Raw genomic sequence first — 11750 nt, 5'->3', positions numbered from 1 at the left:
AGGGATGCCCGAATGGGCGGGCGGCTTGCCACGCGGGAGGAATATGAGCGCTACTGACCTTTCTCGCAGCCTACTGGACGAGGCGATCGTACTGGCGACGGACGCGCATCGCGGGCAGGTGGACAAGGCCGGGGCGGCCTATATCCTTCATCCGCTGCGCGTGATGCTGGCGCAGAGCGACGACGTGCGCCGGATCGCCGCGGTGCTGCACGACGTGGTGGAGGATTGCGATGTCACGCCGGATGCGATCCGCGCGCGCTTCGGCGATGTGGTAGCAGACGCGGTGGTGGCGCTGACCCGGCGCGACGATGAGGATTACGCCGCCTTTGTCGCGCGATGTGCCGAGAATCCGGTCGCGCGCGATGTGAAGCGGGCCGACATCGCGGACAATATGGACCTGTCGCGCCCTTCCATCGTCGGCGAGCGGGACCGTGACCGGGTGGCTAAATACCGGCGCGCGCTTGCCTGGCTCGACGCCTGACGGTCGCCGCGGTTCGGCGGGTTGCGCATGACCGCGGGCATGGGAATGTTAGAGTTCGATCGTGCCCGTTCCGGCTTTCTGTTGCGTGGCGTTGCCATTGGTCCCGGGGTTTGCGCCGCAGACCTAGCCGGGGCGTTTACGACGCTGGTTCGAGCGAAGCGCGATGATCCCCACTGGAGCTTTCTCCAGGTGGATGCCCGACCGGTCAGCGTTCGTCACGTTTCGCGACGATAAGGTGCATAGCGGCTATTTCTGGGCGTATGTGCCGAGCGGGGGATGGGAGGATGACGAACGGGCCGAGCAGCAGCGCCGCGCCGAGCATGAACGCCTTATGCAGGCGCTGTTCGGTGCCATCCGGTTCGAGGACCAGGCGATCCGCGTCGATCTGGCGCGCGATCCGCGCTCCGGCCTCGAGCAGATCACTTTCGAGCTAAAACGAGCTTCCGCCCTGGCGGGCGCAGGAGATAGTGATGCGGGCGGCAGCGTGCTGAGGTTCCAGCATGAACAGGTATCGCGCGACGGGCGCTTCTCGATCGGCATCGATACACGTGCCGGCGATCCCTATCTGTCGATCCCGGTCAAGAATAGGTTGATCGACTATGAGGAATATTATCGCCTGTCGCCTGACGAGCAGCGGCGGTTTGCCGCCGACACTGCCGCAGCGACCGCATTCGCCGAGGAGTGCCGGGCGCGGTTGCATGACGATCGCCTGATCCTACAGCCCGGCAGCGACCGCGGGGAGCCCTGGTAAATTTATGGCGACGTATCGACTACTACTTTGGCTATGTCGGGGATACGCGCTCGCCCGACCGGGCGGATGCCATGGTGTGGGCGTTATGGGCGCTGCTGATCCGCGCGGGCGGGGCGCCGAGCGTGCGCGCGACTTGACTTGGGCGCCGGAATCGGGTTGGAGGCGCCTTCCGTTTCGGACTGGGTCCCTGCCTTCGCAGGGGCGCAGCGTAAGCGGTGCGCTTTTTGGCGGTGTGCGTGAACATCGCCTGGTCTGGGGTACCTGATACGGCCCCCTAACGAACGATAGGAATTCCCCATGCGGCATCGCGTAGGCGGTCGTAAACTGCAGCGTACTTCGGCACATCGCATCGCGTTGTTCCGCAACATGTCCGCCGCCCTCATCAAGCACGAGCAGATCACCACCACCGTCGCCAAGGCGAAGGAACTGCGCCCGTATGTCGAGAAGCTGATCACGCTGGCCAAGAAGGGTGGTCTCAGCAACCGCCGCCTGGCGCATGCGCGGCTGCTCGACGATGCGCAGCTGATCAAGCTGTTCGACGTACTGGCCGATCGCTATGCCACGCGCAACGGCGGCTATACCCGCGTGATCAAGGCCGGCATCCGCCTGTCGGACGCCTCGCCGATGGCGATCATCGAATTCGTCGATCGCGACGTCAGCGCCAAGGGCCAGGATTCGGGCCCGCTGATGAACGAAGACGAGTATGAGGACGCGTAAGATTTAACGCCTCCCCGGAATGGGTTTCAAAAGGAGTCGTACTCGCTAAGAGTGCGGCTCCTTTTGCATGTCTGGAGTGTTGGATGCGCCGTGCTTTCCCGTTGATCGCCTTGATGTCCGTCGCGGCGCCTGCATTCTCCCAGACCAAGGCTGTCCCCATGAAATACCCGGAAACCCGCAAGGTGCCCCAGGTCGACGCGCAGTTCGGCGTGAAGGTCGCCGATCCGTATCGCTGGCTCGAGAATGACGTGCGCACGGACAAGGACGTGGCCGCCTGGGTGGCCGCGGAAAACGCCGTGACCAACGCCTATCTGGCGACGCTGCCGGGGCGCGACGTGTTCAAGGCGCGGTTGAAGCAATTGATGGATTACGAGCGCTTCGGGCTGCCGGTGCATAAGGGCGCGCACTATTTCTACAGCCGCAATAGCGGGCTGCAGAACCAGGCGGTGCTGTATGTGCGCGATACGCTGGAGGGCGAGGGGCGCGTGCTGATCGATCCCAATGGCTGGTCGAAGGATGGCGCGACGGCGCTGGCCGAATGGGTGCCCTCCGAAGACGGCAGCAAAGTGCTGTACACGATGCAGGATGGCGGGACCGACTGGCGCACGGTAAAGGTGCTCGACGTGGCGACCGGGCAAGCGACCGCGGACACGATCGAATGGGTCAAGTTCAGCAACCTGGCCTGGGCCAAGGATGGCAGCGGCTTCTATTATTCGCGGTTCGCCGCGCCGGCGGAGGGGGCGAAGTTCCAGGCGCTGAACGAGAACCAGCAGGTCTATTTCCATAAGCTCGGCACGCAGCAGGCGGCGGACACGCTGATCTACGCCACGCCCGAGACGCCCAAGCGCGGCCATCTGGTCGAGGTGACCGATGACGGCAATTGGCTGGTCATCACCTCGACCGAGGGCACCGACAATCGCTACGAGATCACCGTGATCGATCTCAAGACCAAGTCGGCACCGCGCACGATCATGAAGGGGCTGGAGAATGAATGGTCGCTGGCGGGCAATGTCGGCGGCAATTTCTACTGGGCGACCAACAAGGATGCGCCGCGGCTGAAGATCGTGGCGATGAACCTGTATGCGCGCTCGGCCGAGCCGCCGGTGACCGAGATCGTGCCGGAAGACAGCAAGGGCGCGGTGCTGGAAGGCGCGCGGATCGTCGGCGGCAAGCTGATCACGGAATATCTGGCGGACGTGAAGAGCGAGGTGCGGCGGTATACGCTGGACGGCAAGGCTGACGGCACAGTGGCGCTGCCGGGGATCGGCAGCGTCGGGGGCTTTGGCGGCGATATCGACAGCAACGAGACGTTCTACAGCTTTACCAGCTTCGCCACGCCGGCGACGATCTATCGCTACGATGTCGCGACGGGGAAAAGCACCGTGTGGGCGGCGCCGAAAGTGGCGTTCGATCCGGCGCAATATGACGTGGCGCAGCGTTTCTATGCCTCGAAGGACGGCACCAAGATCCCGATGTTCGTGGTCAAGCGCAAGGACGTGACCGGGCCGGCACCGACCCTGCTGTACGCCTATGGCGGGTTCAACATCTCGGTCACGCCAAGCTTCTCGGCGACGCGGCTGGCCTGGCTGGAGCAGGGCGGCGTGCTGGCGGTGGCCAATATTCGCGGCGGCGGCGAATATGGCAAGGCGTGGCATGACGGCGGCCGGCTGGCCAACAAGCAGAACGTGTTCGACGATTTCATCGCCGCGGGGGAATATCTGAAGCGCGAGGGGATCACCTCGAAGGATGGGCTGGCGATCCAGGGCGGCTCGAACGGCGGGCTATTGGTCGGCGCGGTGACCAACCAGCGGCCGGATCTGTTCGCGGCGGCGCTGCCGGCGGTGGGCGTGATGGACATGCTGCGCTTCGATCGCTTTACCGCCGGGCGCTATTGGGTCGACGATTATGGCTATCCCTCGAAGGAGGCCGATTTCCGCACGCTGTATAAGTACTCGCCGTATCATAATGTGAAGAGCGGCACGGCCTATCCGGCGATCCTGGTCGCGACCGCGGATACCGACGACCGCGTGGTGCCGGGCCATTCGTTCAAATATACCGCGGCGCTGCAGGCGGCAGACATTGGCGACCGGCCGCATCTGGCACGGATCGAGACGCGCGCCGGGCATGGCAGCGGCAAGCCGACCGACAAGGTGATCGAGGAAGCGGCGGATAATTGGGCGTTTGCGGCGAAGTGGACCGGGTTGACCGTGAAGCCGGTTCGGTAAACCCTATCGCCGTCCGCCACTTGGCGTTCTGGTAGGAGCGACAAGCCAATATGACCGGTCCCGATTTCGACGCGCTTCGGCGGGAACTAACCGTCGAGCACCGCGGTGTGTGGCAAAAGTTGACCGACAGGGTGCGCTGGCTCGAAGGGCGGCGCCCCTGGATGATCGGGATTGGCGTCGTGGGCGCCTTTGTGGGGTCGCTTAGTCGTGCCGTTTCCAACGAGACGACGAGCCTGGTGATGGCGATCGTCGGCGGGTTGGTCGCGGTGCTCGGCGGGATGGCGGTGGCGGCGTTCGACTTCAAAAAGCTGGAGCTGACGACCAGCCTGGGCAAGGCAGAGGATGTTGCCGAGCGCGCGATCGCGGCAGGGCGGGCCGCGGTCCACGATCTCGACGCCGCGCGTAGCGAGTGGCGTGCCCGCGATCGGCGCCGGGTGCATCGGCTGACTGCGCTCGCCAGCATGCGCGAAATGATCGAGCAGGCCATGGCGAACGATCTAGGGTCGGCTGCGGCGGCGGAGGCGGCGCTTAGCGTGGCGCTGTTCGATATCGTCGGGGCGATCGGCTTCGAGCCTGGCGAATATTGGACGCTATCCGTGTTCGAGATCGATGCATCCGAGGACACGGCGTTTCGCATCGCGGCGGGATGGGCCGACCGGGCCGGCGAGGAAAGCCAAGGTCGATCATGGGTAGCCGGCGAAGGCTATACCGGGATGGCGTGGCGCGACGGCGCCGAGATTATCGAAGCGGACACCGCGACGCCCGCCGCGCTGCGGCGCTACACGGTCGCGCCGGGCAAGGCCAAATCCTACGACGCGGTGCGGTATCGATCGGTCGTTTGCGTGCCCATTCGCATGGGATCCGGGCAGCAGATCTGGGGTTTGGTCACGGCGACCAGCGATATGGTTGGCCGGTTCAAGGACGAAGCGCCGGGCAGCGAAGTGCAGGCGGTCGACATGGTGCGCGATGTTGCCGGGATGATGGCGCTGATCGCCGTGGCGGAAGGGCTGACGAGCGATGGCACCGACGATGGCGAATGACGCAGAACACGCGTCGTGGTACTGACATGGGCGGAGGAATGGCTATATGAGCGGTATGACAAACCAAGCACGTTTGGCCTCGCTCGATAGCGAGCGCAGCAAACTCATGGCGCGCATCGCCAAGGCGCGGTCGGAAGGGCAGAGCGACCAGGCATTGGTCGCGCAGGTTCGCGCGCTGGCCAGGGAACGGGTCGATATCGCCACCGCGTAAGCCGCGCATCATCGCGCTGGGCACTGGCCTGGTGGGCGCGATGGCGTGCGCCGCCGCGGCCGCCGCCGACGCCGCGGATCGCCTCGACGGCCGACCGCAGGGGCAGGCACCAACGACCATCGTCATTCCTGCGGGCGAGCAGGGCATGGTCGACATTCCCGTGACGGTCGATCGCGCCAATATCGACACCAAGGGCACCGCCAATCCGCGCTCGATCACGGTCGTCGGGCAGCGTAGCGATACGATCGTGGAGGTGCTCGATACCTATCCGTCGACGCCGCAGGGCCTGGCCCGGTGCCACAGCGGGAGCGAGACCTATTTTCGCGTATTGGATACGGTGGCGCGCAAGCAATTGTTCGCGCGGCTGGTCGATTCTTGCCTCGTTGATCGGGTGCAGGCAGCCGACCCCTTGATCACCCGGTCGGCGGATGGCGGCGAGGTCACGCTGCATGGCTTATATGCCAGCTTTACGGTGCGGATCGCGGCGGATGGGGGCATTACGGTATTGCCGTGACGTTGTGCGCCTAGCCGTCTTGCGTGCGCGGCGCGGTGTAGTCGCCAAATGTCACCCCAGGCTTGACCTGGGGCCCAGCGTTTCTCTTGGGGGGCGATTACCTGCGGGGTGTGAGCCGGCGCTGCCGGCTTACGGCATAGGCAGTCCACAGCGTCGATGCGCCTGCCACGAACACCGCACCGGCGCCCGGCGCGACCTGGGCGATGGCAAAGGCGAGCAGCGCGATGACCAGCGCGACGGCGGCGTAGATCCATAGCGGAAACATCGGCAGGCTCCCTTGATGATGCGCGGAAATATAGGCCGGGCGGTGGGGGGAGTCTAGCAATCGTGCGGTGGGAAGAAGCTGGGCCCCGGGTCGAGCCCGGGGTGACGGCGGGGTGGGGCTAAACCACTATCGTCACCCCGGCCTTGAGCCGGGGCCCAGCTTCTTTCGTCATGCCAGTTGGTCGTAGAGGTCGCGCCATTCGGGATTGGCGCGTTCGATCAGGGGGAACTTCCAGTCGCGGCGCCAGCGCTTCAACCGCTTTTCTTGGGCGATACAGGCGGTGATATCGTCGCCAGGTTCTGCCCAGACGAGCCGGACGAGACCATGCCGGGCGCAGAAATCGGAGCCGAGGCCGGTGCGATGCTGGGCCACGCGCGACGCGAGGTGGGCGGTGACGCCCGTATACATCGTGCCGCGGTCGCGGTTCGCCATGATATAGACCCAGCCGCCCGGTTCGCGATCCATTAGCATAAGGAAGAAGAAGCGGGGCCCCGGGTCAAGCCCGGGGTGACGAATAGGGCGTCTCGCCGTCCCCCGGGGCGACCGTTTTGACGATGGGCTGGCGTCTCCGGCAGACCCTCGCTATCTGGCGCCATGACCCAGCATCCCGATTCCATTCTCATCGTCGATTTCGGCAGCCAGGTGACGCAGTTGATCGCGCGCCGGGTGCGCGAGGCCGGGGTGTATAGCGAGATTGCGCCGTTCACCACCGCCGCGGCGGCGTTCGAGCGGATGGCGCCCAAGGGCGTGATTCTGTCGGGCAGCCCGGCATCGGTGCTCGACGCGGGATCCCCGCGCATTCCGCAGGCGATCCTCGACAGCGGCGTGCCGATCCTGGGCATCTGTTATGGCCAGCAGGTGCTGATGCATCAATTGGGCGGCAACGTGACGCTCGGCGAGAGTGGCGAGTTCGGCCATGCCGTGATCGACGTGACCGACGACTGCGTGCTGTTCGACGGCGTGTGGCAGACGGGCGAGAGCCATACGGTGTGGATGAGCCATGGCGACAAGGTCACCGCGCTGGCGCCGGGCTTCCGGCCGGTGGCGGTGAGCCCGGGATCGCCGATCGCGGTGGTGGCCGATGATGCGCGGCGCTATTATGCCACGCAATTCCACATGGAAGTGGCGCACACGCCAGACGGCGCCAAGCTGATCGCCAATTTCGCCCGGCACGTGTGCGGGCTGACCGGCGACTGGACGATGGCCGAATTCCGCGCCGCCAAGATCGCCGAGATCCGCGCCCAGGTCGGCACGGGGCGAGTGATTTGCGGGCTGTCGGGCGGGGTCGATTCGTCGGTCTGCGCGGTGCTGATCCATGAGGCGATCGGCGAGCAGCTGACCTGCGTGTATGTCGATCACGGGCTGATGCGCGCGGGCGAGAGCGAGCAGGTCGTGACGCTGTTCCGCAACGCCTATAATATCCCGCTGGTGCACGTGAATGCGGAAGAGACGTTCCTCGCCGGGCTGGCCGGGGTCACCGATCCCGAGGCCAAGCGCAAGTTCATCGGCGGCGCGTTCATCGATATCTTCGAGGCCGAGGCCAAGAAGGTCGGCGGCGCGGAATTCCTCGCCCAGGGCACGCTGTATCCCGATGTGATCGAGAGCGTCAGCTTTACCGGCGGGCCATCGGTGACGATCAAGAGCCACCACAATGTCGGCGGCCTGCCCGAGCGCATGAACATGCAATTGGTCGAGCCGCTACGCGAATTGTTCAAGGACGAGGTGCGTGCGCTTGGCGTCGAGCTCGGCCTGCCGCCGGCGTTCGTCGGGCGGCATCCGTTCCCCGGGCCGGGGCTGGCGATCCGCATTCCCGGCGAAGTGACCAAGGAACGCTGCGATATCCTGCGCAAGGCCGATGCGATCTATCTCGAGGAGATCCGCAAGGCCGGGCTGTACGACACGATCTGGCAGGCCTTTGCGGTGCTGCTGCCGGTGCGCAGCGTGGGCGTGATGGGCGACGGGCGGACCTATGACAATGTGCTGGCGTTGCGCGCGGTGACCTCGACCGATGGCATGACGGCGCAGGCGTTCCAGTTCCCGGGCGACTTCCTGCCGCGCGTGGCGACGCGCATCGTCAACGAGGTCAAGGGCATCAACCGGGTGACCTATGATTATACCAGCAAGCCGCCCGGCACGATCGAGTGGGAATGAGCTGACTCCCGCAAGGCACCGCGGCAAGCGGCGCCTTGCGGGAAGCCGTCGTGTATCGTTTTAACCGGTAGCCGCGGCCACGCCGCCGCCGCTCACGGCCGCAGCCGGCAGCCCGCGGTGACACGGACCGGGCTACACCGCGCCATGACGCCGCGCGGCAGGGTTATGGCAAAGCCGAGCCGCAGCGGATCGAGTGCGCCCGGGTAATAATCGGTGCTCACCGCGAGCGTGTTGGTCCGAGACCCGCACCTTATCGCAACATTCCAGCGAGAAATATCCAGATACGCAGGGGCCAATGTGTCGCCGGCCTGCCACAAATGTTATTTAGTAGACTGGATATCGTATATTATATTTGACTCTGTGATTCGAACGTGGTGCATTCGTCCCAAGGCTAAAGCCAGATTGGGGACGAGATATGGGACATACGGTACGCGCCACACGACGCAGCGCAGCACTCGCCGCGCTGCTCACGGGATTGCTGTCGACCAGCGCACACGCGCAGGTCGCGACCGCGCCCGCCGCGCCGGAACAGGCCGCCGAGGCGCCCCAGCCGGGCGACGAGATCGTCGTTACCGGCACGCGTATCAGACGCCCCGATCTGAGCAGCAACAGCCCGCTGACCATCGTCGGCGAGGCCGAGATCAAATATCAGGGCGCGACCAGCATCGAGAGCGTGCTCAACAAGCTGCCCCAGTTCACCGCCGATGCGAACGAGAACGTCTCGAACGGATCGGACGGCACCTCCAACATCAACCTGCGCAACCTCGGCTCGAACCGTGTGCTGATCCTGCTCAACGGCCAGCGCATGCTGCCGCAGCAAGCGATCGACGTGAACTTCGTGCCGTCGTCGCTGGTCCAGCGGATCGACGTGGTGACCGGCGGCGCGTCCGCGGTCTATGGGTCGGACGCCATATCGGGCGTGGTCAATTTCGTGATGCGCGACAATCTCGACGGGTTTCGGCTCGATGCGCAGAGCAGCATCAACCAGCATGACAATAATAACAGCTATCTGCACGGCCTGACCGCGGCCAAGGGCTATACACAGGCGCCCGACACCGTGTTCGACGGCGGCAAGACCGACATCAACGCCGCTTATGGCAAGAACTTCGCCGATGGGCGGGGCAATATCACGGTCTATGGCGGCTATCGCACCGCGCAGGCGGTGACGCAGGATTCGCGTGACGTTTCGGCCTGCGCGCTGGATCCAGCGAACGATGCCGGGACCGATCTGACCTGCGGCGGATCGAGCAACAACACGTACGGCCTGTTCACCTTGCTGACCGGACCGAATAAGGGGCAGACGCTCAACAATACCAAGGATGGCCAGCACAGCTGGGTGCCGTACGATTCGAGCTTCGCCTACAACTATTCCCCGACCAACTATTTCCAGCGCTCGGATCGCCGCTACACGGCGGGCGCGTTCGCCAAGTTCAAGTTCAGCCCGCTCGCCGAAATCTATGGCAGCTTCATGTACATGAACGACTATACGACGTCGCAGGCGGCGCCGTCGGCGCTGTTCCAGGGCACGACCTTCACGATCAACTGCGACAATCCCTATCTTTCGGCGAGCCAGGCGACCACCTTGTGCGGCGCGGCGGCCGGCACGGCGCAGACCGAAGACACGTTCATCGGCCTGCGCCTGACCACGCCGCGCCGCGACGATCTGCGGCATGAGGATTTCCGCTATACCGCGGGTGTGCGCGGCTCGTTTGCCAAGGGCTTCAGCTACGACGTCAACTATTTGCGCTCGCTGGTGCGCTACAACGAAACCTACATGAACAATGTCGACAACGTGAAGGCGCAGCGCGCGCTCAACGTCGTCAATGTCAACGGCACGCCGACCTGCCAGTCGGTGATCGACGGCAGCGATCCGGACTGCCGGCCGATCGACGTGTTCGCCGCCGGCGCGATCAGCGCGGCATCTTTGCCCTATATCTTCTCCAACAGCTCGACGCAGAGCCGCAACACTCAGACGGTGTTCTCGGCGACGATCAACGGCGATTTGGGCGATTATGGCATCCAGACCCCCTGGGCCAGCAACGGCGTCGGCATCGCGCTTGGCGCCGAGCATCGCCGCGAGACGCTGAACTTCACCGGCGACGCCATCGCGCATCAGAACGGCACGGTCGATTCGGACGGATCGATCACGGTCAACGAAGGCTATGGCGAGATCGAAATCCCGATCCTGTCCGGCATGCGCTTTGCCAAGGCGCTGACCATCAATGGCGGCGCGCGTTACTCGTCCTATCACAACGAGCAGCAATCGACCGGGTTCGAGTCAAAATTCAAAGCCTTCACCTACAAGGGCGAAGTGTCGTGGGCGCCGAGCAGCGACCTGCGGCTGCGCGCAAGCTATAACCACGCCTTCCGCGCACCCAATATCGGCGAATTGTTCGGCGCGGTCGCGCTGGGCAACGTGACCGCGACCGACCCGTGTGCCGGCGCCAATCCCAGCGCATCGCTCGAAGTCTGCCAGCGTACCGGCGTGACCGCCGGCCAATATGGCTCGATCCCGGAATGCCCCGCGGGCACGTGCGTGCAGCAATATGGCGGCAATCGCGACGTGAAGCCGGAAAAGGCCGATACCTATACGATCGGGCTGGTGCTGACGCCCAAGATGCTGGGCAACTTCACGCTGTCGCTGGATTATTTCCACATCAAGGTGAACGACTATATCAGCACGATCTCGCCATCCCTGGTGATCAGCCAGTGCGCATCGACCGGCGATCCTTATTATTGCAGCCTGTTCCACCGCGATCCGCGCAGCGGCGTATTGTTCGGCACCGACGGTTATGTGGTCGGCACGACCATCAACACCGGCTCGCTCCGGACGTCCGGCCTCGACGTGGCGAGCAGCTACACGTTCGATCTCAACCGCCTCGGCAAGCTCAACTTCGACCTGGTCGGCACCTACCTGCTCGACCTGACCACCGAGCCGCTGCCCGATCTCGGCACCTATAATTGCAAGGGGCTGTTCGGTTATACCTGTGGCCAGCCGTCGCCGACCTGGCGCCACCTGCTGCGCACCACCTGGGTCGTCCCGGGCAAAGACCAGGCGACGCTGTCGCTGGCGTGGCGCTATCTCGACAAGGTCAAGCTCTCGAGCCTGTCGGACAATGCCTTCCTCGCCGGGCAGGGCAGCGTGATCAACCGCAAGATCGACGCCTATAGCTATTTCGATCTCGCCACGACGATCAACTTCACTGACGGGCTGACGCTGCGGGCCGGGGTGAACAACATGCTCGACAAGGATCCCCCGGCGATCGCGCAGGGCATCCTGGCGAGCTTCGGCAATGGCAACACCTATCCGGGCGTCTATGATGCGCTCGGCCGGACGATCTTTATCGGCGCCACCGTCGCGTTCTGATCGTCCGCGTGCCGGCGCGCCTGCCCCC

At 64.6% G+C, this 11750-nt stretch carries 11 protein-coding genes; 9 read left to right on the top strand and 2 right to left on the bottom strand.

From position 1 onward, the window contains the following. Positions 1-43: 43 nt before the first annotated feature. From U1739_RS07600 to U1739_RS07570, 7 genes are all read left to right on the top strand, one after another. Complete coding sequence (locus U1739_RS07600) at positions 44-481, top strand: HD domain-containing protein (protein WP_332706010.1); 438 nt, start codon at positions 44-46, stop codon at positions 479-481. 193 nt (positions 482-674) lie between these two features. Next, the gene (locus U1739_RS07595; protein WP_332706008.1) at positions 675-1232 is read left to right on the top strand and encodes a hypothetical protein; all 558 of its coding nucleotides are present in this window, start codon (positions 675-677) and stop codon (positions 1230-1232) included. Between the two features lie 297 nt (positions 1233-1529). Continuing rightward, complete coding sequence (gene rplQ, locus U1739_RS07590; RefSeq protein ID WP_332706005.1) at positions 1530-1949, top strand: 50S ribosomal protein L17; 420 nt, start codon at positions 1530-1532, stop codon at positions 1947-1949. A gap of 83 nt (positions 1950-2032) precedes the next feature. Beyond that, a complete protein-coding gene (locus U1739_RS07585) occupies positions 2033-4174 on the top strand; it encodes a prolyl oligopeptidase family serine peptidase (RefSeq protein WP_332706002.1) in 2142 nt (713 codons plus the stop codon). Positions 4175-4224: 50 nt separating this feature from the next. Next, the gene (locus tag U1739_RS07580; RefSeq protein WP_332705999.1) at positions 4225-5214 is read left to right on the top strand and encodes a hypothetical protein; all 990 of its coding nucleotides are present in this window, start codon (positions 4225-4227) and stop codon (positions 5212-5214) included. Positions 5215-5260: 46 nt separating this feature from the next. Then, positions 5261-5425 carry a hypothetical protein gene (locus U1739_RS07575; protein ID WP_332705996.1) on the top strand — a complete coding sequence of 55 codons (165 nt, stop codon included), beginning with the start codon at positions 5261-5263 and terminating at the stop codon, positions 5423-5425. 40 nt (positions 5426-5465) lie between these two features. Further along, on the top strand, positions 5466-5939 hold the full coding sequence (locus tag U1739_RS07570; RefSeq protein ID WP_332705993.1) for a hypothetical protein: 474 nt from the start codon (positions 5466-5468) through the stop codon (positions 5937-5939). A gap of 97 nt (positions 5940-6036) precedes the next feature. Here U1739_RS07570 and U1739_RS07565 read toward each other — a convergent pair whose 3' ends face one another. Both U1739_RS07565 and U1739_RS07560 read right to left on the bottom strand, forming a co-directional pair. Beyond that, on the bottom strand, positions 6037-6204 hold the full coding sequence (locus U1739_RS07565) for a hypothetical protein (protein ID WP_332705990.1): 168 nt from the start codon (positions 6202-6204) through the stop codon (positions 6037-6039). A gap of 168 nt (positions 6205-6372) precedes the next feature. After that, positions 6373-6669: a GIY-YIG nuclease family protein gene (locus tag U1739_RS07560; RefSeq protein WP_332705987.1), complete on the bottom strand. Its 297-nt coding sequence runs from the start codon at positions 6667-6669 to the stop codon at positions 6373-6375. A gap of 129 nt (positions 6670-6798) precedes the next feature. Between U1739_RS07560 and guaA the strand changes: the two genes are divergently transcribed. Then, complete coding sequence (gene guaA, locus U1739_RS07555) at positions 6799-8355, top strand: glutamine-hydrolyzing GMP synthase (RefSeq protein WP_332705984.1); 1557 nt, start codon at positions 6799-6801, stop codon at positions 8353-8355. 415 nt (positions 8356-8770) lie between these two features. Next, a complete protein-coding gene (locus U1739_RS07550) occupies positions 8771-11722 on the top strand; it encodes a TonB-dependent receptor domain-containing protein (protein WP_332705981.1) in 2952 nt (983 codons plus the stop codon). Positions 11723-11750: the final 28 nt, after the last annotated feature.

This window comes from Parasphingomonas puruogangriensis, assembly GCF_036663635.1.
GTDB lineage: Bacteria > Pseudomonadota > Alphaproteobacteria > Sphingomonadales > Sphingomonadaceae > Sphingomonas.
Note: the sequence above shows the minus strand (reverse complement) of the source record. Positions and strands in the feature narration are given on the sequence as shown.